At 64.6% G+C, this 24,534-nt stretch carries 24 protein-coding genes; 6 read left to right on the plus strand and 18 right to left on the minus strand.

Features of this window, described 5'->3' with window-relative positions:
- The 10 genes from CLN94_RS00460 to CLN94_RS00505 form a co-directional block, all read right to left on the minus strand.
- Window positions 1–969: a type II secretion system F family protein gene (locus CLN94_RS00460; protein WP_096429913.1), complete on the minus strand. Its 969-nt coding sequence runs from the start codon at window positions 967–969 to the stop codon at window positions 1–3.
- A 12-nt stretch (window positions 970–981) separates the two neighbouring features.
- Window positions 982–2,433 (minus strand): TadA family conjugal transfer-associated ATPase, encoded by a 1,452-nt coding sequence (locus tag CLN94_RS00465; RefSeq protein WP_096429915.1) that lies wholly within the window; start codon window positions 2,431–2,433, stop codon window positions 982–984.
- Between the two features lie 22 nt (window positions 2,434–2,455).
- Window positions 2,456–3,721 carry a CpaE/TadZ family protein gene (locus CLN94_RS00470; RefSeq protein WP_096429917.1) on the minus strand — a complete coding sequence of 422 codons (1,266 nt, stop codon included), beginning with the start codon at window positions 3,719–3,721 and terminating at the stop codon, window positions 2,456–2,458.
- A 252-nt stretch (window positions 3,722–3,973) separates the two neighbouring features.
- Window positions 3,974–4,624, minus strand: a complete 651-nt coding sequence (locus CLN94_RS00475) for an OmpA family protein (RefSeq protein WP_096429919.1) — start codon at window positions 4,622–4,624, stop codon at window positions 3,974–3,976.
- A gap of 22 nt (window positions 4,625–4,646) precedes the next feature.
- Complete coding sequence (locus CLN94_RS00480) at window positions 4,647–6,074, minus strand: type II and III secretion system protein family protein (protein ID WP_096429921.1); 1,428 nt, start codon at window positions 6,072–6,074, stop codon at window positions 4,647–4,649.
- A 211-nt stretch (window positions 6,075–6,285) separates the two neighbouring features.
- Complete coding sequence (cpaB, locus tag CLN94_RS00485; RefSeq protein WP_096429923.1) at window positions 6,286–7,155, minus strand: Flp pilus assembly protein CpaB; 870 nt, start codon at window positions 7,153–7,155, stop codon at window positions 6,286–6,288.
- 110 nt (window positions 7,156–7,265) lie between these two features.
- Window positions 7,266–7,463 carry a hypothetical protein gene (locus CLN94_RS00490; protein WP_096429925.1) on the minus strand — a complete coding sequence of 66 codons (198 nt, stop codon included), beginning with the start codon at window positions 7,461–7,463 and terminating at the stop codon, window positions 7,266–7,268.
- A gap of 194 nt (window positions 7,464–7,657) precedes the next feature.
- The gene (locus CLN94_RS00495; RefSeq protein ID WP_096429927.1) at window positions 7,658–7,852 is read right to left on the minus strand and encodes a hypothetical protein; all 195 of its coding nucleotides are present in this window, start codon (window positions 7,850–7,852) and stop codon (window positions 7,658–7,660) included.
- Window positions 7,853–8,092: 240 nt separating this feature from the next.
- A complete protein-coding gene (locus CLN94_RS00500) occupies window positions 8,093–8,287 on the minus strand; it encodes a hypothetical protein (protein WP_096429929.1) in 195 nt (64 codons plus the stop codon).
- 287 nt (window positions 8,288–8,574) lie between these two features.
- A complete protein-coding gene (locus CLN94_RS00505; RefSeq protein WP_096429927.1) occupies window positions 8,575–8,769 on the minus strand; it encodes a hypothetical protein in 195 nt (64 codons plus the stop codon).
- Between the two features lie 420 nt (window positions 8,770–9,189).
- Here CLN94_RS00505 and CLN94_RS00510 point away from each other — a divergent pair, with 420 nt between their 5' ends.
- The gene (locus tag CLN94_RS00510) at window positions 9,190–10,017 is read left to right on the plus strand and encodes a lytic transglycosylase domain-containing protein (RefSeq protein WP_245845009.1); all 828 of its coding nucleotides are present in this window, start codon (window positions 9,190–9,192) and stop codon (window positions 10,015–10,017) included.
- 2 nt (window positions 10,018–10,019) lie between these two features.
- Complete coding sequence (locus CLN94_RS00515; protein WP_245845010.1) at window positions 10,020–11,471, plus strand: UbiA family prenyltransferase; 1,452 nt, start codon at window positions 10,020–10,022, stop codon at window positions 11,469–11,471.
- Between the two features lie 89 nt (window positions 11,472–11,560).
- On the opposite strand, the gene CLN94_RS00520 is transcribed toward CLN94_RS00515, so the two are convergent.
- From CLN94_RS00520 to tldD, 8 genes are all read right to left on the minus strand, one after another.
- The gene (locus CLN94_RS00520) at window positions 11,561–12,292 is read right to left on the minus strand and encodes an SDR family NAD(P)-dependent oxidoreductase (protein ID WP_096429933.1); all 732 of its coding nucleotides are present in this window, start codon (window positions 12,290–12,292) and stop codon (window positions 11,561–11,563) included.
- A gap of 1 nt (window position 12,293) precedes the next feature.
- Window positions 12,294–13,589 (minus strand): FAD-binding protein, encoded by a 1,296-nt coding sequence (locus tag CLN94_RS00525; RefSeq protein ID WP_096429935.1) that lies wholly within the window; start codon window positions 13,587–13,589, stop codon window positions 12,294–12,296.
- The gene (locus CLN94_RS00530; RefSeq protein ID WP_342744513.1) at window positions 13,586–14,578 is read right to left on the minus strand and encodes a lysylphosphatidylglycerol synthase transmembrane domain-containing protein; all 993 of its coding nucleotides are present in this window, start codon (window positions 14,576–14,578) and stop codon (window positions 13,586–13,588) included. Before CLN94_RS00530 ends, CLN94_RS00525 begins: the two co-directional genes overlap by 4 nt.
- A 205-nt stretch (window positions 14,579–14,783) precedes the next feature.
- Window positions 14,784–15,410, minus strand: coding sequence for a 3-oxoacid CoA-transferase subunit B (locus tag CLN94_RS00535; RefSeq protein WP_096429939.1), 627 nt, complete (start codon window positions 15,408–15,410; stop codon window positions 14,784–14,786).
- Window positions 15,411–15,413: 3 nt separating this feature from the next.
- Window positions 15,414–16,115: a CoA transferase subunit A gene (locus CLN94_RS00540; RefSeq protein ID WP_096429941.1), complete on the minus strand. Its 702-nt coding sequence runs from the start codon at window positions 16,113–16,115 to the stop codon at window positions 15,414–15,416.
- A 146-nt stretch (window positions 16,116–16,261) separates the two neighbouring features.
- Complete coding sequence (topA, locus tag CLN94_RS00545) at window positions 16,262–18,859, minus strand: type I DNA topoisomerase (RefSeq protein ID WP_096429943.1); 2,598 nt, start codon at window positions 18,857–18,859, stop codon at window positions 16,262–16,264.
- A 135-nt stretch (window positions 18,860–18,994) separates the two neighbouring features.
- A complete protein-coding gene (gene dprA, locus CLN94_RS00550; RefSeq protein ID WP_096429945.1) occupies window positions 18,995–20,146 on the minus strand; it encodes a DNA-processing protein DprA in 1,152 nt (383 codons plus the stop codon).
- A 166-nt stretch (window positions 20,147–20,312) separates the two neighbouring features.
- Window positions 20,313–21,734, minus strand: coding sequence for a metalloprotease TldD (gene tldD / locus CLN94_RS00555; protein WP_096429947.1), 1,422 nt, complete (start codon window positions 21,732–21,734; stop codon window positions 20,313–20,315).
- Window positions 21,735–21,918: 184 nt separating this feature from the next.
- On the opposite strand from tldD, the gene coxB reads away from it, so the two are divergent.
- The 4 genes from coxB to CLN94_RS00575 are packed head-to-tail and all read left to right on the plus strand — an operon-like array spanning window position 21,919 to window position 24,532.
- Entirely contained in the window at window positions 21,919–22,806 is an 888-nt protein-coding gene (gene coxB / locus CLN94_RS00560) for a cytochrome c oxidase subunit II (protein ID WP_179300192.1), read from the plus strand.
- A 22-nt stretch (window positions 22,807–22,828) separates the two neighbouring features.
- A complete protein-coding gene (gene cyoE, locus CLN94_RS00565) occupies window positions 22,829–23,761 on the plus strand; it encodes a heme o synthase (protein ID WP_096429951.1) in 933 nt (310 codons plus the stop codon).
- A 1-nt stretch (window position 23,762) separates the two neighbouring features.
- Entirely contained in the window at window positions 23,763–23,957 is a 195-nt protein-coding gene (locus tag CLN94_RS00570) for a hypothetical protein (protein WP_179300193.1), read from the plus strand.
- A complete protein-coding gene (locus tag CLN94_RS00575) occupies window positions 23,954–24,532 on the plus strand; it encodes a cytochrome c oxidase assembly protein (RefSeq protein ID WP_096429954.1) in 579 nt (192 codons plus the stop codon). Before CLN94_RS00570 ends, CLN94_RS00575 begins: the two co-directional genes overlap by 4 nt.
- Window positions 24,533–24,534: the final 2 nt, after the last annotated feature.

Here is a 24,534-nt window from a genome sequence, read left to right on the forward strand (position 1 = left end):
TCAGACCTTGATCGTGGTCATGACCTTCATGAAGGCGATGTTGCAGGCCAGCAGCACGAACACGGCGATCGCGGCGGGCATGAAATAGGGGGTTTCCTTGACGTCGTCGAAATAGTTCGGCGAGACCACCTGGATCACCACCAGCACGACGAGCGGGAAGGACGACAGGAACACGCCCGACCATTTCGGTTCGGCGGTGATGGCGCGCACCCGGCGGAACAGCCGGAACCGCGCGCGGATCACCTTGGCAAGGCCTTCGAGCACCTCGGCGAGGTTGCCGCCCGAGGTCTGCTGGATCGACACCGCCACCGCGAGGAAGCGCAAATCCTGCATGTCGAGCCGTTCGGCCAGCTCCTTGAGGGCATCGGCCATGTTGCGGCCATAGGCGGCCTCGTCGGCGATGATCCCGAATTCCGACCCCAGCGGGTCGGCGATTTCCTTGGCCACGGCCTGCACCGCCGAGGAGAACGGATGGCCCACGCGCAGGCTGCGCACCATCAGCTCCACCGCGTCGGGCAGTTGCTCTTCGGCGAGGCGAATGCGTTTGGAGGCCTTCATCGACACCCAGAGATAGACACCGCCCACGCCCATCACGATCGCGATGGCGATGCGCACCAGCGCCGCGGCTTCGGTCGCCACCGAGAGCCCGACAAAGGCAAAGGCGCTCAGCACCACCATCAGCAGCACCAGAACCATCGGCGAAAACGCGATATTCGCGAGCTGTGCCTTCTTGGCGAGCACCGAATACAGCGGGATGCCCTTGGCGTTCATGTGCTGCGTCGCCTGTTTGCGCAGCTGCTCCAGCACCTCGTCGCGCCGTCCGCCCTTTTCGAGCATCTCGAGGCGGCGGTTCACCCGGCTGTTGAGCGAGATCGACTTGCCGAAGGCCAGCACATAGATGCCCTCGACCAGCAAGATCACGGCGACGAAGATCAGCAGGTAGATGATCGGGGTGGGTGAGATGATCATGGCGGTCCCCTCTTAGTCCTGCACGGGTTCGTAGATCGAGGCGGGCAGATCGTAGCCCCACTGGCGGAAGCGGTCCGAGTAATGCGAGCGCACGCCGGTCGCGGTAAAGCGGCCGATGATCTTGCCATCGGGGGCAAGGCCCAGGCGCTCGTAGCGGAAGATTTCCTGCATCGAGATCACGTCGCCTTCCATCCCGGTGATCTCGGTGATCGAGACCATCCGGCGCGAGCCGTCCTGCAGACGCGAGGCCTGCACGATCAGGTTCACAGCCGAGGCGATCTGCGAGCGCACCGCCTTGATCGGCATCTCGATCCCGGCCATGGCGACCATGTTTTCCAGACGGCTGATGCCGTCGCGCGCCGAGTTGGCGTGGATCGTGGTCATCGAGCCGTCGTGGCCCGTGTTCATCGCCTGCAGCATGTCGATGACCTCTTCGCCGCGGGTTTCCCCCACGATGATCCGGTCGGGGCGCATCCGCAGCGCGTTGCGCAGACAGTCGCGCTGGCTGACCTCGCCCTTGCCTTCGACGTTCGGCGGGCGGCTTTCCATCCGGCCCACATGCACCTGCTGGAGCTGAAGTTCCGCCGTATCCTCGATGGTCAGGATGCGTTCGGAGTTGTCGATGAACGAAGACAGCGCGTTCAGCGTGGTGGTCTTACCCGAGCCCGTCCCGCCGGAGACGATGACGTTCAGGCGGGTCGAGACGGCGGCCTGCAGATAGGCGGCCATTTCCTCGGTAAAGGCGCCGAAGCGGACAAGATCGTCGATGCCCAGCTTGTCCTTCTTGAATTTCCGGATCGAGACCAGCGAGCCATCCACCGCGATCGGCGGCACCATGGCGTTGAAGCGCGAGCCGTCTTTCAGGCGGGCGTCGACATAGGGTGTGGATTCATCGACGCGACGACCCACGGCCGACACGATCTTGTCGATGATGCGCAGAAGGTGGCGTTCATCCTTGAAGGTGATGTCGGTCAGTTCCAGCTTGCCCGAGCGTTCGACAAAGATCTGCTGCGGGCCGTTGACCAGAATATCGTTGACCGAGTCGTCTTTCAGCAAAGGCTCCAGCGGGCCGAGACCCATCACCTCGTCGTAAAGCTCGTTGTTGAGCGTCTGCCGGTCGGATTGGGTCAGCGCCACCGCCATGTCGTTCAGCGCCTCGGCGGTGATCGCACTGATCTCGTGGCGCAGATCGGCCTCGCGGGCGGTTTCCAGCGCGGCAAGATTGAGATTTTCCAAGAGCCGCTTGTGCAGCTCCACCTTCATCTCGCTCATCTTTTCCTTGCGCTTGCGCTCCTTGTCGGCGGCCATCGCCATCGCGGCGGCTTGCGGCGAAGGTTTGCGCTGTGCCGCGGCCATCGCGCGCGCCTCAGGCGCGGGCTTCGGAGTGGCTTGCGGCACGGCCTGCAGAGGTGCTGCGCCAGCCGGAACCTTGGTGGGGGCGGGCTTTTTGTAACGCGAGAACATCGGCGGGCCTCTGGGTTAAGGATCAGGCGCCAGCCGCGGTCTCGGCCGCGTCATTGAGCGCATAAATGGATTGAGCGAGCTTCTGAATTTCCTTGCGGGCCGGGCACTTGGCGGCGCTCTCGGCCAGCGGCACGCCGTGGTCGTTGGCCTGCGTGGCGAGCTTGCCGACATCCGAGATCAGCACGTCGATCGAGATGTCGAGGCTCTCGGCCATGCGCTTGATCCGCGACTTGCCGGTCAGGTCGGTGAATTTCGGCGCGCGGTTCAGCACGTAGCGCAGCTTTTCGGCGGGCAGCCCTTCGGCCTGCAGCGCGCGCACCAGCCGCAGCGCATTCTGCGCCGAGCGCATGTCCAGTTCGAGCAGCGCGAAATAGACATGCGCCTGTTTCAGCACGGCCTCGGTCCAGGACACGACAGTTTTCGGCATGTCGATCACGACGAAATCGAAATTCGCCCGTGCGATGTCGATCAGCCTGTCCAGATCTTCGGAGTTCAGCAGGTCGAGCGGCAGCATGTCGGCCGGCGCGGTCAGCACCTGCAGGCGGTCGTTAAAGGTCAGCAGCGCCTGCGAGAAAGACTCGCCATCCATATTGGCCGTGTCGACGAGCAGGTCATAGACCAGCTCGCGCCGCGGCAGGTCGAGGCTGGTCGCGACCGAGCCGAACTGCAGGTCGAGATCGAGCAGGCAGACGCGCGGCGGCGTGCCGGGGTCCTTCTTGGTGCCGAGGTTCAGCGTCGCCAGTTCCCAGGCGAGGTTGACGGCGAAAGTCGTGCTGCCGACACCGCCCGCCAGGCCATGCACGGCCAGCACAACGCCATCCTTGCCGCCCGTCGCCTTGAAGCCCGTGTCGCCATGCTGCGGCATCTCGGGCGGCAGTTCGGCCTGGCCAAGCCGCTCGATCGCCTCATGCAGGGCGCCTTCGGGCAGCGGGTAGGGCACGAAATCATCGGCGCCAAGACGCAGCAACTGGTGCAGCGCGATCGGGCTGACCTCATCGGCGATCAGGATCACCCGGATCGCCTTTTCCTTGGCCAGCGAGATGATTGCGGAAATCCGGCTGAGGTCGCCCTCATCCTCGGCATCGACGGCGATCGCGATGAATTCCAGCGCATCGGCCTCGGGCTGCCCAAGAAACAACCCGGCATCGTCGAAACTCAGGTCGCCCCAGTTCTCGCCAAGCTCGGTCTCCATGTCTTCGACCAGAAGATCGAAGTTGGAAACGTCGCGCGACACCGTGCACGCCAGAATCGGCGCGGGCTCGGGGTTCAAGACTGCAACTGCACTCATCGCGTCGGTCCTTATCCAGATGGCCGGGACGCCCCGCGGGGAGGGGTGAGCTGAACCCCGCGATCGTTTCCAGGCCGGGTGCGACTCTGCGGACGCACCTCTCCTTTGCAGACCAAGATCGGCATCAATCTTGGCGAGATTGGGGCCGAATTTTTTCCATTGTGGGGATTTGGGCGACGATAACGGCAAAAATGCGGGCTTTGTTTTCACAAGCCCGCCCGAAGAGGAAACAATTCCGGTTGATTCTGTCGATTAGTCGCCTTGGGTCGTGCCTTCGATCTGCGTGATCGGGATCACCGATGCCGAGCGGATATATTCGCGGAACACGACCTGCGCATATTTCCCGTTCAGCACCGCCGGATGCGAGTTCACGAAGCCCGAGACCTCGGTCACGGTGCGGCGATTCTGCTCGTTCGGCTCCTGCGTGAAGATCAGCGGCTGGGTTTCGCCGTAGCTGACCACCGCTTCGAGGCGCGAACGCGAGATGCCTTGTCCGGTCAGATAGGCAACGACAGCGCGGGCGCGCTTCATGCCCAGCGACTTGTTATAGGCATTGGTCCCGACGAGGTCGGTATGCCCGAAGACGCGGAAGCGGACTTCGGGGAATTGCTTGATCCAGTCGGCCTGCTGGCGCAGCACCGCCTGCGCCTCGGGGGTCAGAACCGCCGAGTTGAAGGCGAAGTTGACGGTGTTCGGCACCTCGCCCGCGAAACGCTTCGCCAGCGAGATGGTGAAGTCACGCGCGCCGCTCTGCACGAGCGTGTTGTTCATCGTGGCATTGCCGAAATAGCCGGTGTCGAGCTGGCTGCCAGCCTCCGAATAGAAGGCGCGGCCTTGCGGCCCGCAGGCCGAGAGTGCGAGCCCGGCGGCCAACGCCGCGATCCCGAGAAATGTCGTTTTCATCACTTTCTCCCGTGCCCGCTGCTCATTCCATCACATAGCCATAGGACCCCGAGAAGTCCTGCTTCGCCACTTCGGCCGCCGCACCCGATTTCGGGCCTTTCTCGGTCTTGCCGAAGAGGAAGAACTCAGCCTCGCTGGGCGGACGCACGCGGTCGGTCGGCAGCGCCAGCGCCTCGCCGCGCGTCGGCGTAACCAGATGCGGCGTCACGATAATCACCAGCTCCGACTGCTGGCGCGAATATTCCGCCGAGCGGAACAGCGCGCCCAGAACCGGGATGTCGCCCAGCCACGGCACCTGGCCGCTGAGGTCGTAGAAGTCGTCTTGCAGCAGGCCCGCGATGGCAAAGCTCTCGCCGTCGCGCATCTCGACGGTGGTCGAGGTGCGGCGGGTCTTGAAGGCGTTGACCGCAAAGCCGCCCGAGGACATCGACACCGAGGTATCGACGCCCGAGACCTCGGCTGCGATCTCGAGGTTGATCAGGTCACCATCGACGACGCGGGGCGTGAAGGCCATCGCGACACCGAAGGGTTTGTATTCGATTTTCACGCCGCCGTTGTCATCCACGACCGGGATCGGATACTCGCCACCCGCCAGGAAGTCGGCCTTCTGGCCCGACAGCGCGGTCAGGTTCGGTTCGGCCAGCGTGCGCACGGCGCCTTTCGATTCGAGCGCTTCCATCAGCACGGCGAATTCGAGGCTGCCTGCCGAGAAGCCAAGGCCAAGCGCGCCTTCCGTCGAGCTGTCGATCGGGATCGTGCCATTGCCGGTTTCCGGGAACGCGCCGGAGACCGCGCCCGATTGGGTGAAGTTGCCGGTGCCGCCGATGATGCCGACATTGTCGCCAAAGCCCGTGCCCTTGATCGCGAGAGAGGCGCTGAGGTTCTTGGCGACCGAGCGCTGCATCTCGGCGAAGCGCACCTTCAGCATCACCTGTTGGGTGCCGCCGACCGACATCAGGTTCGAGACGCGGCCGGGAGCGTAGCGGTTCGCAAGGTCGAGCGCGCGGTCGAGTTTGGCCGAGGAAGAGACCGTGCCCGAGAGCACGATGCCGTCATTGGCGGTGCGCACCTCGATGCTTTCGCCGGGCAGGATCTGGCTGAGGCGTTCCTTGAACTCGCCGATATCCGGGGTGACCTGCACCTCGACATTGGTGATCAGCTTGCCGTCGCCGCCGAGGATCGTCATCGTCGTGCGGCCGGGGACCTTGCCAAGGATATAGATCGTGCGATCGGACAGCGTCGTGATATCCGCGATGCCGGGATTTGCGATCGAAAGCTCTGCGAAGGGCTGGTCGCTTTCGACCACCACGGCGCGGTTCATCGGGACCGAAAGCGGATTCGAGGCAGAGCCCGTCATCACGCGCAGCGTCTCCGCTTGCGCCGGCGACAGCGTGGCCAAAGCCAGTGCACTGCCCAGCATGCATGCTTTCAAGAAATTGCTCAGTTTCATTGTGACCTGCCTCTCCGATCACGCCAGGTTACAGGTCTGATGCCTGTTTAACGTGGTTTTTCTGCCCATTATTGCCGGTAGCATGCCGGAAACGTGGAATCTTTGCAAGAATCAACCGTTTGGCTTGCGATTTTCATGTGGGGAATGCGCAACAGACCAAAGCCCGCCGGGTGGGCGGGCTTCGGGTAATCGTCTGAATTCGCGGGGTACATCAGTTCGTGCAGGGGATTTCGACTTCGACGAGTTCCCCGCCCTTGCGGTTGCGGATCGTGCAGATCTGCTTCTTCTCGACCCGGATTTCGGCGGCGCGTTCAATGCCCAGAAGCGTGTCACGGTCCAGCTCGATCGGGTTTGCGGCCGCGGTTTCGCTCATGCCCACAAGCGAAAGCGTCAGCTTGCCGGTCGACTGCGCGAGCGTGAGCGCGGCAACCTCTTCGGGCGAGACTTCCGCGGTGACGGTGCGGGCGATCTTGGTTTCTTCCGAGCGGTCCGCGTCGGCGCTCTGGTCGATCGCGATCAGTTTCACGCTCGACATGATGAGCTTGGTGACCGGCGCGTCACTAATGCTGCCCGACCAGTAGACGTCGACGTAGCTGCCCGGACGCGGGAAGCCCGAAACGCCCGAGGTCGCATCGACCTTCATGGTGAAAGCGCGCATGCCCGGCGCGAGGTTCGCCGCGATCCCGGCATCGACGCCAGGCGGGGTGACCTTGGTCGCCAGAAGCGGCTCGAAGGGTTCATAAGAACGCAGGGCGGCGCGCGGGCGGGTCTCGCCTTCGGCAAAGGCCGCGACCTTGATCTCGGGGGCGGTCTGGGGCGCGGTCAGCAGGTGGAAGACACCCGCCGGCGTCTTGCCCTTTTGAACCTTGATCACTTCGAGGTCTGCGAGGGTAAAGCGCTCGCCGTATTTCAGCGGGCGTTTGACCACGACCACATCGATCATCGCCGGGGCGTTTTTCTGGGAGGCAAGCAGGTAGTCGCGTTCACGCTGGAACTGCGCAATCTGACCCTGCGCCATGTAAACGGCCATGCCGGCAAGTGCGATGCCAAGAGCCAGAAACAGGACAAAGACTAGACGCATCTTACTTTCCCTCGTTTTGCAACGGACCCCAACAGGCCGGGCCAAGCCTTACCATTCGGTCAAATTGCGGCTTTTTGGTGGCCGCGCGCCGCTCTCCCTGCGGCGTGTCGTCAGAACGACGTCGTAACCGATTGCGATGACAGGAACCGCGCCACATCGAGCGCGGCATTATCGGCTTCGGACCAGATCACGCCGCCGACAAGGAAACCAAGCGAGACGATTGCGGCCGTCAGAACGACCCAGTCGACGGTGACCGCACCGCTTTCATCGGTGAGGCAAATCCGCAGCTTGATGAGGGTCTTGATCATACGCCGACCTTTCCGAACTCACAGGGGGGCTCACGGCCCATTCCTCATAGTTTTCGCCTGACAAGGTGGCGTAAATTGGGCGAAAGCGAGAATTGTTTTAGTTTGCGCACCAACGTTTTTCTGTGAAATCAAGGCATTGAATCGAAAAGAGCCGCCCCGTAGGGCGGCTCTGATTTTTGCCTGGTGGGACCGACTTAGAAGGTGGTCTTGACCGAGGCGGTGTTCAGGTAGCTGGCGATGTCGCCGGTCAGGGTGGCGGTTTCCTGACGGATCAGGGCCAGAGCGGCGGCGCCGAGGCCGACGACAGCAGCGGTGAGCACAACCCAGTCAACGGTCACAGCGCCGTCTTCTTCGTTGCGGAACTTGCGGGTCAGTTTGAACAGTTTCATTGGATCTCTCCGTTTGGGTCTCAGGGTTTCTCCGCGAAACTCTGGTCGACCTCTGACCGGGTTTAGCATCGCGGCATGGGCTCTTTATCGGCTTGGATTCGGGCGCGATTTGGGCCGCTCTTGGCTATCTTCGGGGAATTTTACGATCAATTTTGCGCTGAAGCGCCACCCCCGGACCCCGAAAAATAAGAAGGACCGCCCCAAGGGCGGCCCTCCAGAAGCGCGAATTGCGCGACCAGCTTAGAAGGTGGTCTTCACCGAGGCGGTGTTCAGGTAGCTCGCGATGTCGCCGGTCAGGGTCGCGGTTTCCTGACGGATGAGCATCAGAGCGGCGGCGCCGAGGCCGACGACAGCAGCGGTGAGCACAACCCAGTCAACGGTCACAGCGCCGTCTTCTTCGTTGCGGAACTTGCGGGTCAGTTTGAACAGTTTCATTGGATCTCTCCTTGGGGTGTCAGTGATCTGTTGCAGGTTAGCGCGCCGTTCGAACCACCTCTGACCAGGGCCTTGCGTCGCGGTATGAGGATGTTATCGCCCCGCAATCGGGCGCAAATGGGGCGAGTTCTGGCAATATTATGGGTAATTCAGAAACCATTTTGCGGCTTGCAATCCGGGCGCTTGCATCCTGCGAGCGGCGTGCCCCGTGGCGTCGCAACAGATTGATAAACAAAGAAAAGAGCCACCCCGTAGGGCGGCTCTGATTTTTGCCTGGTGGGACCGACTTAGAAGGTGGTCTTGACCGAGGCGGTGTTCAGGTAGCTGGCGATGTCGCCGGTCAGGGTGGCGGTTTCCTGACGGATCAGGGCCAGAGCGGCGGCGCCGAGGCCGACGACAGCAGCGGTGAGCACAACCCAGTCAACGGTCACAGCGCCGTCTTCTTCGTTGCGGAACTTGCGGGTCAGTTTGAACAGTTTCATTGGATCTCTCCGTTTGGGTCTCAGGGTTTCTCCGCGAAACTCTGGTCGACCTCTGACCGGGTTTAGCATCGCGGCATGAGGGTATTGGGCGCTTGGAAAATGGCAGGAATTTGGCCGCGTAGGGGCGTTTTTACGAAGCTTTAAGAAACATTTGAAAATTCGCAGCCTCCGGAGTTGCGCTGCCTAATGCGCTGGAAAGTAACACTTAAATTTCAAACATTGCCCGGATGAACCCTGCCGGGACAGCGCGGCTGGCGCAGATTGTCCTCGATCCGGAGGGCGCGCGACGCGCCTTGCGCGCTTTTTCTGGATTTTTTGCCGCTTTTCCCGGATAAAGGAGGCAATGGGGAAAACCCCGCAACGAGCAGTGTATAATTACAGGCAGCGCAAATGCGCCGAAATCAACTACTTGCGGCAGCGATGCTTGCGCTCCTTTGGGGCGCGCCGACGGTGGCCGAGGCCCCGGCGCCCGAAGCTTTCGACCCGTATAACGGCAAGGTGACGCCCAAGCGCGTGACGCCGCCAAAGCCTGGCACGCGGCGCTTTCTGACGATCCAGATCGACCCGGCGGAGCAAGCGCGCGCCTTGGCGGTGCAGGCCGCGCAGCCTTTCACTCCGGTGACCAAACTGCCGGGGGGCGTCAAGCCCGCCTCGGGCCCCAGCCCCTATGATTGGTATTGGGAGCTGGTCTCGCCCATGCTGGCCGAGCGCGCGGGCCGCTTCGACAAGGCCGTCGCGGCGCTGTCGCAGGGGCCGGGCGGCAAGTCGGTCAACGCACCGCGCCTTGCCCATCTGCAAGAGATCGCGCAATCGCATGGCGCCGAGATCCTTTCGGCCACGATCGGCACCGAGGTTTCGCCCGCGCTGGTTCTGGCGGTGATCGCCACCGAATCCGGGGGGCGCGCCGAGGCGGTCTCGAAGGCCGGGGCCGTCGGGCTGATGCAACTGATCCCCGCCACGGCCGAGCGTTTCAAGGTCACCGACATTTCCAATCCCGGGCAGAATATCCGCGGCGGCGTGGCCTATCTGGATTGGCTGATGAAGGAATTCGACCGCGATCCGCTGATGGTTCTGGCCGCCTATAACGCGGGCGAGAATGCGGTGAAATCGAATGGGGGCGTGCCGCCCTATGCCGAGACGCGGGGCTACGTTCCCAAGGTTCTTGCCGCCTGGCATGTCGCGCGCGGGCTTTGCCTGACGCCGCCCGAACTGGTGACCGACGGCTGCGTCTTCGCGGTGAAAGGGTAGCAATGACCGAGATGACCGATGCGCAGCAGGCGCGCCCGCTTGTTTTGGACGTGGATGGTACGCTCTTGCGCACCGACCTTCTGTTCGAGGGCTTCTGGGCGGGGCTGGCCAAGGCGCCCCGTGCGACGCTTGGGGCCGCGTTGACGCATCTGGGGGATCGCGCCGCGCTCAAGGCCGAGATCGCGCGGGTCGCTGCGCTGCGCCTTGACCTGATGCCTGTGACGCCCAGCGTGGCGCGGCTGATCGACGAGGCCAAGGCCGAGGGCCGTGAGGTGATCCTGGCTTCCGCCTCGGATGAGGCACAGGTGCGCGCGCTGGCCGAACAGCAGGGCCTGTCGCCGCGCGTTTTCGCCTCGGATGGGCAAACCAATCTCAAGGCGGGCGCCAAGGCGCGCACGCTGGTCGCGGAATTCGGCGAGGGCGGGTTCGATTATGTGGGCGATTCCGCCGCCGATCGCGCGGTCTGGCCGCATGCGCACACCGCCTATGTCGTGGGCGACGCCAAGGCCGCATCGGAGCTTTCCGCCGCAGGCCAGCCTGTCGTCGAGCTTGAAGGCGGCTGGACGCTGCGCCGCCTGATCAAGGCGCTGCGCCCGCATCAATGGGTGAAGAACGTCCTGCTTCTCTTGCCGCTGATCGCCTCGCATCGCTTCGATCTGGCGACGCTGGTGCCGATCCTGCTGGGCATCGTCGCCTTCTCGGCGGCGGCCTCGTCGATCTATATCATCAACGACCTGCTCGACCTCGAGGCCGACCGCCGCCACCCGACCAAGTTCAAGCGCCCCTTCGCCAGCGGAGACGTCCCGATTCCCGTCGGCATGGCGGCCTTTGTGGCGCTGGCGACACTGGCGCTGGGGCTCGGCGCCGCGCTGAACCCGGGGTTCTTCGGGGTCGTCCTGTTCTACATGCTCCTGTCGCTCGCCTATTCGCTCAAGCTCAAGCGGATGCGCTGGGTCGATATCGCGACGCTGGCCTCGCTCTACACGATCCGCGTCGTCGCCGGCGCAGCGGCGGGGCAGGTCGATGTCTCGATCTACATGCTGATCTTCATCTTCCCGGTCTTCATTGCGCTCGGCTGCGTGAAACGCCTGACCGAACTGACGCTCGCCACCGGAGACGAGCGCCTGCCCGGCCGTGGTTATGGCCGGGCCGACCGTGGCGACCTGCTCAATGTCGCGGGCATCGGCGTCGTCGGCGCGCTGGTAATTTTCTTTCTCTATTCCGTCTCGGATCAGGGCCGTGTTTTGTACCCCGACACATGGTTGCTTTGGCTCGCGATGGTGCCGATGGGCTGGTGGCTGATCCGCATGGTCGCGCTGGGCTGGTTCGGCAAGCAGGATTACGACCCGATCGTCTTTGCGCTGAAAGACAAGCTCGGGCTCGGCATCCTGATGATCACGCTCAGCCTGATGTTCTGGGCCGCAGGCCTCTGGGCTCAGTGGTTCGGCGGCTAAACCCCTTCATTTTGCTCAAAATATCCCCCGCGGAGCGTCCGGCGGCGGCCGTCGGAGCCTCCGGCGGGGATATTTGACGCAAAGTGAAATCAGATCGAGAGTTTCTTGAACACCGGCTCCGGGATCAGCCGGATCACCGTCATGATCACCTGCCAGATCCGCGCGGTATAGACGACGTTGCGCTTCTTCTCGATCGCGCGCATCAGGTCGTCGGCCACGGCGTCCGGGGTGGTCATGAAGGGCATCTTCATGCCCTGCGTCATCGGCGTATCGACGGGGCCGGGCTTTACGGTGATGACATGGACGCCCTTGCGCCCGGCGCGGTTGCGTAGCCCCGAGAGGTAGGTGGCAAAGGCCGCCTTGGCGGCGCCGTAGACGTAATTGCCGAGCCGCCCGCGATCGCCCGCGACTGAGGCGATGCCCATCACCGTGCCCGCGCCGCGCGTCTCCATTTCCGGGACCAGCATTTGCAGGAAGGTGGCGGGGCCGGTGAAGCTGTCGGCGATCACGCCCTCGATCAGCTCGGGGGTGGCGTCGATCTGCGCCTGTTCGGGCATCGAGCCGGCAAAGACGGCGGCGTTCAGTGTGCCCTCTTCCTGCACGAAACGGTCGATCAGCGCGGCGTAATTCGCCGGGTCGCGCGCATCGAAGGCCATGACTTCGGCCTTGGGCGCGCCACGCAACCGGCAATCGGCGGCCAGCGCCTCCAGTTCCTCCATCCGGCGCCCGGCAAGGAACAGTTGCGCGCCGCTTTCGGCGAGGCGGCGGATGAAGGGGCGGGCCATGCCGGAGGTGGCGCCAAGGATGATCCAGCTGTTCATGTCATGCAGTCCTCAGATGAAGGCGGCGCACGAGGTCGGTGGCCAGCGCCCCTTGCGGGTCGGCCTTGGCCACCTCGGCCTGCCATTTTTCAAGATCGGGATACATCGCGCGGATCGCGGCCCCCTCGGCCAGCGAATCCTTGGCGAAATAGAGCCGCCCACCGGCTTCGGCGGTCATCGCCTCGAGCCGTTTGATCAGCACCCGGGCCTCGGTGCGGTTCGGGAAGTCGATGGCGAGCGTGTAGCCTTCCATCGGGAAACTCAGGTATCCCGCGCGCCCCGGCCCCATGCGTTTGAGCACCGCGAGAGGCGAGGCCAGCCCCGAGCCTGCGATCTCGGCCAGCATCGCCTTGAGCGCGGCGGCCGCGCCCAAGGGCACGACGCATTGGAACTGATGAAATCCGCGCTGGCCGTAAAGCCGGTTCCAGTCGTGGATCTTGTCGAGCGGGAAAAAGAACGCCTCGAGTGGGCGTACGAGGGTGCGGCCATGCGCGGGCACGCGGTGGAAATAGGCCCAGTTGAAGGCGCGCACCACGGGTTTCGCCAGTGCGAAATGAGGTGCGTCCATTGGCACGCGATGCGCGCCGCGGCGGCGTTTCATCAGGCCCGCGCCATTCTCGCCCTCTTCGACGATGCCGCGGCCCATGTCGGCGCCTCTTGCGGTCGCGTCGATCCAGCCGACCGTGTAGCTGGCGGTGGAGCCATCGAGGAGCGCGAGATGTTCGTCCCAGTCATTGGCGCGCCGCTCGGTGACCAGCATCAGGTCGCCTTTACAGCGTTTCATTTGCAGCGTCGCGCAGGTGATCAGGCCGGTCTGGCCCAGCCCGCCCATCGTCGCCTCAAACAGCGCGGAGCCGGGTGTGGCGGTGGCTTCGACGCCATTTTGCAGCAGCGTGACCTCGGCCACATGCTGGCCGAAGCTCCCGGCGTTATGGTGGTTCTTGCCATGTACATCCTGCCCAATGCAGCCGCCGACCGTGGCAAAGCCGGTGCCGGGCATCACGGCGGGCATCCAGCCGCGCGGCGCAAAAGCCGTGGCGATATCGCCGATGCGGGCACCGGCCTCGACCTCTAGCAGCCCGGTTTCGGCGTCAAAACCCAAGAGCCGGTCAAAGCGGCTCATGTCCACGGCGCGCCCGCCCGAATTCAGCGCCGCATCCCCGTAGGACCGGCGCATCCCCATCGCGGGCGCATTGGACAGCGCGGCCAGATCGGCGCGGCTTTCGGGGCGGGCAACCTCGCCCGAGGCGCGCAGCGCGCGGCCCCATCCGGCGTAATCGGTCTGGGTCCAGATCATGGGCGCACCTGTTGACTGCGAAGCGAGCGGCGCTCGGCCAGCGGGAAGGCGGCAAGCCCGATCGCGATCGCGAACCAGAGCGTGGTGAGGCGGATGATCGCGGTGGCGGGCACCGAGATTTCAAGCGGCACGCCCTCGAGTGTCAGGAGCGCGACCATCGCCGCCTCGGCGCCGCCAAGGCCGCCGGGCGCGCCGGTCAGCCCCCCGGCCAGCGTGGCAAAGACAAAAATCGCGATCGCCTTGGCAAGACCGATGTCGGCGCCCATCCAGCTCAGCAAGAGGTCGAAGGCATAGCCCTCGGCGGTCCAACCCAGAAGCCCGAGCGCGAGGCTGAACGCCAGCGTCGGCCCGTGGCTGAAACGCGCGAGCGTGCGCGCGGCGCGGCGGGCGCGGGCGAAGAGCCGGTCAAAACGGCCGGTGAGGCGATGGGCGAAGGTGATGCAGGCTGCCAGCAGGCGCGGGCGGGTGGCGACAATCGCGGCGGCAAGGGCCAGCACCGTCACCGGCAGTGCCCCGGCGATACCGCCCGCCGCGAGCGAGACCGAGCCACCAAGGATCAGCGCCATCGCAGCGAGGTCTCCGGCGCGATCCATCAGCACGAGAGGCGCGGTGCGTTCGACCGCCCAGCCGGTTTCGCGCTTGAGCCAGCGCATGCGCACAAGCTCTCCGACGCGGCCGGGCGTGACAGACATCGCGAAGCCGCCAAGGAAATGGCCCAGCGATTGCAGCGCGCCGACCTGCAGGCCGAGGCGGCGCGCCAAAAGGTGCCAGCGACCGGCGCGGAACAGGTAATTGACGAGCGACAGGCCCAGAAGGGCTCCGATCTGCCAGAGGCCGAGGCGCGAGGCCTGGGCCCAGCTTTCCTCCCACCCGGTCTGCGCCGCGAGCCCCGCAAGGCCGATACCCACCAGCGCCAGCAATCCGCCCAAAAGAGCGAAATCGCGCAGCCGACGGGCCGGAAGGACAGAGGGGGCGGTGTTCATGCTCATCATTGGTCTGTTTCTAGCGACAGATTTGGGCGAGATTATGGACTTGTTTCGGGATTGGCGACAGTTTTTCCGCGAAATGGCGCGCCATTTTGGGGGCGCTGCCCCCGTCCGCTGATGCGGACTCCCCCGGAGTATTTGGGGCTCAATGAAAGCCAAAGAAAAAAGGCCCCGCGCGGGTGGCGGGGCCTTTCGGGGATCGGGTGGATCAGTTGACCAGGGTTGCCTCGGTTGCGGCTCGGAAGTCTTCTTCGGAGACGCCATCGGCCAGTTCGACGAGCTTGAGGCCGCCCTCGACCACATCCATCACGCCGAGATTGGTGATGATGCGGTTGACCACCGCCTTGCCGGTCAGCGGCAGCGTGCAGGCCTTGAGCACCTTCGACTCGCCGTGCTTGTTGGTGTGATCCATCACCACGACGACGCGTCCGACGCCGGCGACGAGGTCCATCGCGCCGCCCATGCCCTTGACCAGCTTGCCCGGGATCATCCAGTTCGCCAGGTCGCCGTTCTCGGCGACTTCCATCGCGCCCAGGATCGCCATCGCGATCTTGCCGCCGCGGATCATGCCGAAGCTTTGCGCGCTGTCGAAATAGCTGGTCACCGGCAGTTCGGTGATGGTCTGCTTACCGGCGTTGATCAGGTCCGGGTCCTCGTCGCCCTCATAGGGGAAGGGGCCCATGCCGAGCATGCCGTTTTCCGATTGCAGCACGACCTCGACCCCCTCGGGGATGAAGTTCGGAACCAGCGTCGGGATGCCGATGCCGAGGTTCACATAGGTGCCGTTCTGCAGCTCTTTCGCGGCGCGCGCCGCCATTTGGTTGCGATCCCACATGGATTAGGCCTCCCGCTTGCGCACGGTGCGCTGTTCGATGCGTTTCTCGTGCGCGCCCTGGATCACGCGGTGCACATAGATGCCGGGCAGGTGGATGTGGTCGGGGTCAAGCGCGCCCACCGGCACGATTTCCTCGACTTCCATCACGCAGATCTTGCCGCACATCGCCGCCGGCGGGTTGAAGTTGCGCGCGGTCTTGCGGAAGATCGCGTTGCCCGAGGCGTCGGCTTTCCAGGCCTTGACGATGGAGAGATCGGCGAAGATGCCCTCTTCCATGATGTATTCCTGGCCGTTGAAGACCTTGGTGTCCTTGCCCTCGGCGATCACGGTGCCCACGCCGGTCTTGGTGTAGAAGCCCGGGATGCCCGCGCCGCCGGCGCGCATGCGCTCGGCCAGCGTGCCCTGCGGGTTGAATTCCAGCTCAAGCTCGCCCGAGAGGAACTGACGCATGAATTCCGCGTTCTCGCCCACGTAGGACGACATCATCTTTTTGATCTGCTTGGTGTCGAGCAGCTTGCCAAGGCCGAACCCGTCCACGCCGCAGTTGTTCGAGGCAATGGTCAGATCCTTGACGCCGCTTTCCACGACTGCGTCGATCAGAAGCTCGGGGATGCCGCAGAGGCCAAAGCCCCCCGCCGCAATCAGCATGCCGTCGCGCAACAGACCCTCAAGGGCCGAAGACGCCGACGGATAAACCTTGTTCATGTTCTTCCTCCACTGAACGCTTGTTCAATTAATTCTGTCGGGCCGGGGGCGCCCTGTCAATCGCCGCGATGCGGCATCGGCGCATCACGTTACGCGGCGGAACCGATAAAGCAAGCCCCGCGATGGCGCGCGGGGCCGCTAACCCGTTATTTTTCGGCCTTGGGCGCCTTTGCCGCAGCTTTCTTTGCCGTGGTTTTGGGCGCGGCCTTTTTCGCCGCGGGTTTCTTGGCGGCCGGCTTCTTGGCTGCGGCTTTTTTCGGCGCGGCCTTCTTGCCGCCCTTCGAGGCCTTGGCTGCGATCAGCTCCAGCGCCTGCTCCAGCGTGACCTCTTCGGGGGCCACATCCTTGGGCAGCGTCGCGTTGACCTTGGCCCATTTCACATAGGGCCCATAGCGGCCGGGCATCACCTGCACGGGGCCACCATCGGGGTGCTCGCCCAGCTCTTTCAGCGGTTGCGCGGCAGCGCCCCGCCCCGGGCCGCGCGCCAGTTTCTGCGCCAAGAGCTCGACCGCGCGATTCATGCCGATGGTGAACACCTCTTCGGCGTCGGGCAGGTTGGCGTAGGTCTTGTTCCACTTCACATAGGGCCCGAAGCGACCGAGATTGGTTTCAACCTGCGCGCCATCCTCGGGATGCGGCCCGATCACGCGCGGCAGGCTCAGCAGTTGCAGCGCACGGTCAAGATCCAGCGCCTCGGGCGCCCAGCCCTTGGGCAGCGAGGCGCGCGGCGGTTTCGGCACCTCGGCGGTTGCCTCGCCCTTCTGCACATAGGGGCCAAAGCGGCCGATGCGCAGCGTGATCGCCTCGCCCTCCTGCTCGCCCAGCACCTTGCCATCGAGCGCGGCGGTCTCGCTGTCGCCATCGGGGGCGGAAAGCGGGCGGGTGAACCGGCATTCGGGATAATTCGAGCAGCCGATAAAGGCCCCGCCCGAGCGCGCCGTTTTCAGGCTCAGCCGCCCGGCATGGCAGGACGGGCATTCGCGCGGATCGCCACCATCGGCGCGCGGCGGATAGAGATGCGGGCCGAGAACCTCGTCGATCTTTTCCAGCACCTCGCCGATGCGCAGATCGGCGGTTTCGCCCAGGGCGGCCGAGAAATCGCGCCAGAAGCGCGCCAGCACATCCTTGTAATCGCGATCGCCCGCCGAGATGTCATCGAGCTGATCCTCAAGATCGGCGGTGAAATCATATTCCACGTAGCGGCGGAAATAATTGCTCAGGAAGGCCGTCACCAGCCGCCCGGTATCTTCGGGGAACAGCCGGTTCTTGTCTTTGCGGACATAGCCGCGGTCCTGGATCGTGGTGACGATCGAGGCATAGGTCGAGGGGCGCCCGATCCCCAGTTCTTCCATGCGCTTGACCAGCGTCGCCTCGGTGTAGTGCGGCGGCGGCTGGGTGAAATGCTGCTCGGGGGTGACGGTGTTCTTCTTGGCGCCCTCGCCCTGCATCAGCTGCGGCAGGCGCGCGCCATCCTCGCCCTCATCATCGTCGCGGCCCTGGTCGTAGACCTTCAGGAAGCCGTCAAACGTCACCACTTGACCATTCGCGCGCAGCACGACCTCGCCGTCTTTCGAGGCGATGTCGACCACGGTGCGCTCCATCCGCGCGGCGGCCATCTGGCTGGCGATGGTGCGCTTCCAGATCAGGTCGTAAAGCTTCCACTGGTCATCGGCGAGCTTTAGCTTTTCGGGGCCGGCCGACATGTCGGTGGGGCGGATACATTCGTGCGCTTCCTGCGCGTTCTTGGCCTTGTTCTTGTACATGCGCGGGCTTGCGGGCACGTAATCCTCGCCGAAGCGACGCTTGATCTCGTCGCGCGCGGCCATCACCGCCTCGGGCGCCATGTCGATGCCGTCGGTTCGCATGTAGGTGATGTAGCCCGCTTCATAGAGCCGCTGCGCCGCCGACATGCAGGCCTTGGCGCCCATGCCGAACTTGCGGCTGGCTTCCTGCTGCAAGGTCGAGGTCATGAAGGGCGCCCAGGGGTTGCGGCTGGCGGGCTTGGCCTCGACCGATTGCACGAAGAGATCGCGCGAATTCACCGCATGCACCGCCAGCTCGGCCGCGGTTTCATTGGCGAGGTCGAATTTCTCGAGCTTCTTGCCGCCCAGCACCGTGAGCCGCGCCTCAAAGCCCTGCCCGCGCGGGGTTTCGAGCTTGGCGGTGACGGTCCAGTATTCCTGCGCGCGGAAGGCCTCGATCTCCATCTCGCGCTCGACAATCAGGCGCAGGCAGACCGACTGCACCCGGCCCGCCGATTTCGCGCCTGGCAGCTTGCGCCAGAGCACCGGCGAGAGGTTGAACCCCACGAGGTAATCGAGCGCGCGGCGCGCCAGATAGGCCTCGACCAGCGCCGAATCGACCTTGCGCGGGTGTTTCATCGCCTCGGTGATCGCGGTCTTGGTGATCGCGTTGAAGGTCACGCGGCTGACGTTCTTGCCCTTCAGCTTCTTTTCCAGCGCCTGTTCGAGGTGCCACGAAATCGCCTCCCCCTCGCGATCAGGGTCGGTAGCGAGGATCAGCGTGTCATCGTCCTTCAGCGCGTCGGTAATTGCCTTGATATGCTTCTTCGAGTCGCTCGCGACTTCCCATTTCATGGCGAAATCGTCCTCGGGATCGACCGAGCCATCCTTGGGCGGCAGGTCGCGGACATGGCCGAACGAGGCAAGCACCGTGTAGTCGGACCCAAGGTATTTGTTGATGGTTTTGGCCTTGGCGGGGGACTCGACAACGACGACGGCCATGACTTTCCTTCCAACAAATCGGGCAAAGCTTTGGGCGCGGAACATGTGGGTGAAGCGCGCCGAAGTCAATGGAGGCTCTGGATTTGGCGGTTTTGCCGCGTTCCGGTCCGGGCGCGGTGGGCGCAGGCCTCTCGGTCAGGATCGGCTCAGCAGCCCTCCGGGGTGACGCTGCACCTGCCCGTCGAGCTCCAGCGCGAGCAGCGTCCGCGCAACCGCCGCCGGGTCGGCGCCGAGATCGCGGATCAACTGGTCCTCGGTACTTGGGCTCGGGCCAAGCAGGGACAGCAACCGCAGGGCCAGCGGTTGCTCGGAATGTTGCGGCTGTAGGGTGGGCGCGCTTTTGGGCGGAGCGGAATCGCCTTGCGGAATGCGAGGGGGCGGAACGCGAGCGGGCGGCCCGCCCAGACCTGCCAGAACATCCTCGGCGCCGCGCACCAGTAGCGCGCCGTCTCGGATCAGCGCGTTGCAGCCGCCCGCGCGCCCGTCGAACGGGTGGCCCGGCACCGCCATCACCTCGCGCCCCTGTTCGAGGGCCGCGCGCGCGGTAATCAGGCTGCCCGAACGCAGCGCCGCCTCGACCACGATCACCGCCTGCGCCAGCCCCGAGATGATCCGATTGCGTTGCGGGAAATGGCGCGCTTGCGGCTGCGTGCCGGGCGGATTTTCGGCCAGCCGAAGCCCGCGCGTGGCCATCTTCTCGGCCAGAGCCGTGTTTTCCAGCGGATAGATCACGTCGATCCCGCCCGCCTGCACGCCGATCGTGCCGGTTTCAAGTGCGGCCTCATGCGCCATCGCGTCGATGCCGCGCGCGAGCCCCGAGACGATCGCATACCCCGCCGCGCCCAGATCATGCGCCAAGGCCCGCGTCATCCGCCCGCCCAGAGACGAGGCGTTGCGCGCGCCCACCAGCGCGAGGCGTGGTTTCTGCAGCAGGGAAAGATCGCCCAGGGCCCAAAGCACCGCGGGCGGATCGGGCAGGTCGATCAGCTCGGGCGGATAACCCGCGCCGCCATAGCACAAGAGTTGCGCCCCCGCGCGCTGGCCCGCGCGCAGCTCGGCCATGGCAACGCCTTCGGGGCAGATTTCGTAACCGGACACGCCTGCGGCGCGGGCGATTTCCGGCAGGGCCGCCAATGCGGCGCGGGCAGAGCCCTGTTCATGGATCAAACGCTTGAAAGTGGCCGGCCCCACGCGGCGCGAGCGAATGAGACGAAGAACCGACAGTTCATCTTCTTCCGTGGTGGGTGGGGTGAAGGGGGTGGGAAGGGAAAACAAATCTGTTTTCATCCGGTCCTCCGCCTCAATCGCCCATCCTGTTTACCCTGTTCTTCGTTAACAGGAGGTTACCGGAATCGGGCGAATGCGAGGAATTTTCGCGCGAGGCGAATGGCGTAAGGAGAGGGGGCGCTGCCCCCTCACCCCCGGCGTATTGGGCCAAGAAGAAACCGGACGGTCAGGCGGCCGAGCCGCCGATGGTGATGCCGCCGATCATCAGGGTCGGTTGACCGACGCCGACGGGCACCCATTGGCCCTGCTTGCCGCAATTGCCGATGCCCGGGTCCAGCGCCATGTCATTGCCGATAGCGCGGATCTTGCGCATCGCGGTGGGGCCGTCGCCGATCAGGGTGGCGCCGCGGATCGGGGCGCCGACGATGCCGTTTTTGACGCGATAGGCCTCGGTGCAGTTGAAGACGAACTTGCCATTGGTGATGTCGACCTGTCCGCCGCCGAAGCCCACGGCATAGATCCCGTCCTTGAGGTCGCGCAGAATCGCCTCGGGCTCGGCATCGCCGCCGAGCATGTAGGTGTTGGTCATTCGCGGCATCGGCGCATGGGCATAGCTTTCGCGCCGCCCGTTGCCGGTGGGGGCCACACCCATCAGCCGCGCGTTCTGGCGGTCTTGCATATAGCCCACGAGCACGCCGTCCTCGATCAGCACATTGCGCCCCGAGGGGGTGCCCTCGTCATCGACGGTGATCGAACCGCGACGGTCGGGGATGGTGCCGTCATCCAGCACCGTCACGCCCTTGGCCGCGACCTGCTGGCCCATCAGCCCGGCGAAGGCCGAGGATTTCTTGCGGTTGAAATCGCCTTCGAGCCCGTGACCGACCGCCTCGTGCAAGAGCACGCCGGGCCAGCCCGGGCCCAGAACCACGTCGAATTCGCCCGCAGGCGCGGGCTCGGCGCGCAGGTTCACCAGTGCGATGCGCAGGGCTTCGCGCGCGGCGGGCTGCCAGAAATCGGGCTCGATCAGCCCGGTCAGGCCAAAACGACCGCCGCCGCCATGACCGCCGGATTCGCGCCGACCGTTTTCCTCGACGATCACGCTGACATTGAGTCGCGCCATCGGCCGGATGTCGGAGACCAGACCGCCTTCGGGGCGCAGGATGAACACCTCTTGCAGCGAGGCGGCGATTGAGGCCGAAACCTGCACCACGCGCTTGTCGAGGGCGCGGGTATAGGCGTCGATCTCGCGCAGGATGTCGATTTTCGCGGCAAAGGGCGCATCCCCCATCGGGTCGGCCTCGCCATACAGGTGGCGGTTGGTGCGCGCGGGCGGGGGCGCCATCATGCCGCCACCGTCACCCACGGCCAGCCGCGCGGTATCGACGGCGCGTTTAAGCGCGGCCTCGGAGATCTCGGTCGAATGCGCATAGCCCGCGACCTCGCCCTTGACCGCGCGCAGGCCGAATCCCTCGGAGGCATCGTAAGAGGCGGTCTTGATCCGGCCATCGTCGAAGACCAAGGCCTCGGAACGGCGGCGTTCGAGGAACAGCTCGCCATCCTCCGCCCCCGCCGTGGCCACACGCAGATGCGCCAGCGCGGCCTCTTGATCGAGCTGGGTTTCGAACGGTTGAAAGCGGCTTTCGCTCATGTGGTTATCCCGGCTGTTGTGGGGGCTTTGGCAAAAAGTGACAGAATGTCGCACCTTTTGCTTGCCCGGCCATTCCTAATGTGTTTTCAAAATACATATAGACATTCCGTCCGGGCGAAGGGAAGCGCCAGGGCGCGGGTGCGGCGGCAGGGAGAGCCGCCTACAGGGAACGGGAAATATGAGAATGCGCTTCGCGAAACTCAGCCGCATTTTTGCGGCCGCTTCTGCATCGGCTCTGATTGCCGGTGAGGCTTTGGCTCAGGACATGATCAAGGGGCTGCCGGTCATCGGTAAGCCGAAAGATGGCGCGCTCGGCTTCCAGCCGGCGTCGTCCGAACTGGCCCACAGCCAGCAATGGCTGGACGGCATGCTGCTCAACATCATCACCGTGATCACGATCTTCGTGGTCGTGCTGCTGGTCTATGTGATGGTGCGCTACAACAAGCGGGCCAACAAGGTTCCGGCGCGGTTCACGCACAACCAGCCGCTCGAACTGGCCTGGACGATCATTCCGATCCTGATCCTGATCGTGGTGGGGTCCTACTCGCTGCCGACGCTGGCGCGTCAGCAAGAGATGCCCGAGGCCGACATCACGCTGAAGGCGATCGGCTACCAGTGGTACTGGGGCTATGAATATGCCGACGAAGACATCGCCTTCGACGCGCTGATGCTGCCCCGCGAGGAACTGGCCGCGCATGGCTATGCGCCCGACGAATACCTGCTGGCGGCGGACAATGCCGTGGTGCTGCCGGTCGGCAAGACCGTAGTGATCAACGTCACTGCCGCCGATGTGATCCACAGCTGGACCATTCCCGCCTTCGCCGTGAAGCAGGACGCCGTTCCGGGCCGCACCGCGCAGCTCTGGTTCAACACCGAGAAAGAGGGCGTCTATTTCGGCCAGTGCTCGGAACTGTGCGGCATCAACCATGCCTACATGCCGATCGTGGTCAAAGTGGTTTCGGAAGAGACCTATGCCCTGTGGCTCGAGCGTGCCAAGGCGGGCTTCCCCTCGGGCGAAGAGATCGTTGCCGACGCCTCGGGCAAGCCGAGCCTGAAGCTGGCCTCGAACTGAGGCCGGCCGGGGAGGGCGCGCGATGAGCGACATCAGCTATCTCGAACGGCAGAACGAGGCCCAGTTCGGCGATTTCGTCGCCCTGCTGAAGCCCCGCGTGATGTCGCTGGTCGTGTTCACCGCCTTTGTCGGGCTGGTGGTCGCGCCGGTGCCGGTGCATCCGTTCGTCGCCTTCACCGCGATCCTGTTCATCGCGCTGGGCGGTGGTGCCTCGGGCGCGCTGAACATGTGGTATGACGCCGATATCGACCGCGTGATGCGCCGCACCAAGGGCCGCCCGATTCCCGCAGGCCGGATCACCGAGGGCGAGGCGCTGGGCTTCGGCCTCGCGCTGGCGGGGATTTCCTGCGTCATGCTGGCGCTGGCCTCGAACCTGTTCTCGGGGCTCTTCCTCGCCTTCACCATCTTCTTCTATGCCGTGGTCTACACGATGTGGCTCAAGCGTTCGACGCCGCAGAACATCGTGATCGGCGGCGCCGCGGGGGCCTTCCCGCCGATGATCGGCTGGGCGGTTGCCACCGGCTCGATCAGCCTCGAATCGATCGCCATGTTCGCGATCATCTTCCTCTGGACGCCGCCGCATTTCTGGTCGCTCGCGCTGTTCATGAAAGAGGATTACTCCAACGCAGGCGTGCCGATGCTGACGGTCACCCATGGCCGCCGCGTCACCCGCCTGCAGATCCTGATCTACACGCTGGTGCTGGCGCCGGTGGCGATCGGCACGGCGTTCACCTCGATCGGGGGGCCGGTCTACCTGGCCGTCGCGCTGGCGCTGAACGCGTTGTTCATCAAGGGCGCGGTGGGGCTGTGGCGCCGCGACGAAGAGGTGGCGCTCGACGACCGCTATGCGCGCGAGAAACGTTTCTTCTACTTTTCGCTGCTGTATCTCTTCGGCCATTTCGCGGCGCTTTTGGCCGAGGCCGGGCTGAAATATTTCGAACTTGGAGGCTGGTAACATGGCGATCACCCGCGACAGCGACATGCATCGCGCGCGTTTCTCGCGCAACATGGGGCTGGGCTTCGTGCTGGTGGCCTTTGCGGCGCTGGTGTTCGGCCTGACCATCGTCAAGGCCAAGACCGGCAGCACGCTCGAGGCCTTCGATCACCAGCCGCGCGTCACGCTCCTGCCGGCGGAGGCGCCCAAGCAATGAGCAACGACGCCGCCAACAAGCGCATCGTTATCCGCCTGATCGGGGTGATCCTGATCATGGGCGCGGGCGCATGGGCGGCGGTGCCCTTCTATGACTGGTTCTGCCGCACCACGGGCTTTGCCGGCACCACGCAGGTGGCTGAGGCGGGTTCGGACGTGATCCTCGACGAGACCGTCACCGTGCGCTTCGTCGCGAACAAGGAACGCGACATGCCCTGGGAATTCCGCCCGATGCAGAACGAGATGAAGCTGCGGATCGGGGAAACCGGGCTGGCCTATTACGAGGCCTACAATCCGACCGATCGCCCGATCGCGGGCACGGCCAGCTACAATGTCTCGCCGGATCTGGCGGGGGGCTTCTTCGACAAGATCGAGTGCTTCTGCTTCACCGAGCAGGTGCTCGCGCCGGGCGAGCGGGTGGAAATGCCCGTCAGCTTCTTCGTCGATCCCGAAATCGTCACCGACCGCGATGCCGGCCATATCCGGCAGATCACGTTGTCTTACACCTTCTTCGAAACCGATTTGCCCGAACAGCAGGCCGCCTTGGCCACGCCTGCGCGGGTGAGTGTCAACTGAGG

The organism is Pseudothioclava arenosa, assembly GCF_002358085.1.
Classification (GTDB): domain Bacteria; phylum Pseudomonadota; class Alphaproteobacteria; order Rhodobacterales; family Rhodobacteraceae; genus Pseudothioclava; species Pseudothioclava arenosa.

What these genes read in the sequence shown, in the direction of transcription:
- CLN94_RS00540 (WP_096429941.1), bottom strand. Translation starts at nt 16,115, where the DNA reads ATGAACAAGGTTTATCCGTCGGCGTCTTCGGCCCTTGAGGGTCTGTTG.
- CLN94_RS00495 (WP_096429927.1), bottom strand. Translation starts at nt 7,852, where the DNA reads ATGAAACTGTTCAAACTGACCCGCAAGTTCCGCAACGAAGAAGACGGC.
- CLN94_RS00530 (WP_342744513.1), bottom strand. Translation starts at nt 14,578, where the DNA reads ATGAGCATGAACACCGCCCCCTCTGTCCTTCCGGCCCGTCGGCTGCGC.
- CLN94_RS00465 (WP_096429915.1), bottom strand. Translation starts at nt 2,433, where the DNA reads ATGTTCTCGCGTTACAAAAAGCCCGCCCCCACCAAGGTTCCGGCTGGC.
- CLN94_RS00500 (WP_096429929.1), bottom strand. Translation starts at nt 8,287, where the DNA reads ATGAAACTGTTCAAACTGACCCGCAAGTTCCGCAACGAAGAAGACGGC.
- CLN94_RS00480 (WP_096429921.1), bottom strand. Translation starts at nt 6,074, where the DNA reads ATGAAACTGAGCAATTTCTTGAAAGCATGCATGCTGGGCAGTGCACTG.
- CLN94_RS00510 (WP_245845009.1), top strand. Translation starts at nt 9,190, where the DNA reads ATGCTTGCGCTCCTTTGGGGCGCGCCGACGGTGGCCGAGGCCCCGGCG.
- coxB (WP_179300192.1), top strand. Translation starts at nt 21,919, where the DNA reads ATGCGCTTCGCGAAACTCAGCCGCATTTTTGCGGCCGCTTCTGCATCG.
- topA (WP_096429943.1), bottom strand. Translation starts at nt 18,859, where the DNA reads ATGGCCGTCGTCGTTGTCGAGTCCCCCGCCAAGGCCAAAACCATCAAC.
- cpaB (WP_096429923.1), bottom strand. Translation starts at nt 7,155, where the DNA reads ATGCGTCTAGTCTTTGTCCTGTTTCTGGCTCTTGGCATCGCACTTGCC.
- CLN94_RS00535 (WP_096429939.1), bottom strand. Translation starts at nt 15,410, where the DNA reads ATGTGGGATCGCAACCAAATGGCGGCGCGCGCCGCGAAAGAGCTGCAG.
- CLN94_RS00515 (WP_245845010.1), top strand. Translation starts at nt 10,020, where the DNA reads ATGACCGAGATGACCGATGCGCAGCAGGCGCGCCCGCTTGTTTTGGAC.
- CLN94_RS00475 (WP_096429919.1), bottom strand. Translation starts at nt 4,624, where the DNA reads ATGAAAACGACATTTCTCGGGATCGCGGCGTTGGCCGCCGGGCTCGCA.
- tldD (WP_096429947.1), bottom strand. Translation starts at nt 21,734, where the DNA reads ATGAGCGAAAGCCGCTTTCAACCGTTCGAAACCCAGCTCGATCAAGAG.
- CLN94_RS00520 (WP_096429933.1), bottom strand. Translation starts at nt 12,292, where the DNA reads ATGAACAGCTGGATCATCCTTGGCGCCACCTCCGGCATGGCCCGCCCC.
- CLN94_RS00460 (WP_096429913.1), bottom strand. Translation starts at nt 969, where the DNA reads ATGATCATCTCACCCACCCCGATCATCTACCTGCTGATCTTCGTCGCC.
- cyoE (WP_096429951.1), top strand. Translation starts at nt 22,829, where the DNA reads ATGAGCGACATCAGCTATCTCGAACGGCAGAACGAGGCCCAGTTCGGC.
- CLN94_RS00525 (WP_096429935.1), bottom strand. Translation starts at nt 13,589, where the DNA reads ATGATCTGGACCCAGACCGATTACGCCGGATGGGGCCGCGCGCTGCGC.
- CLN94_RS00470 (WP_096429917.1), bottom strand. Translation starts at nt 3,721, where the DNA reads ATGAGTGCAGTTGCAGTCTTGAACCCCGAGCCCGCGCCGATTCTGGCG.
- dprA (WP_096429945.1), bottom strand. Translation starts at nt 20,146, where the DNA reads ATGAAAACAGATTTGTTTTCCCTTCCCACCCCCTTCACCCCACCCACC.
- CLN94_RS00575 (WP_096429954.1), top strand. Translation starts at nt 23,954, where the DNA reads ATGAGCAACGACGCCGCCAACAAGCGCATCGTTATCCGCCTGATCGGG.
- CLN94_RS00505 (WP_096429927.1), bottom strand. Translation starts at nt 8,769, where the DNA reads ATGAAACTGTTCAAACTGACCCGCAAGTTCCGCAACGAAGAAGACGGC.
- CLN94_RS00570 (WP_179300193.1), top strand. Translation starts at nt 23,763, where the DNA reads ATGGCGATCACCCGCGACAGCGACATGCATCGCGCGCGTTTCTCGCGC.
- CLN94_RS00490 (WP_096429925.1), bottom strand. Translation starts at nt 7,463, where the DNA reads ATGATCAAGACCCTCATCAAGCTGCGGATTTGCCTCACCGATGAAAGC.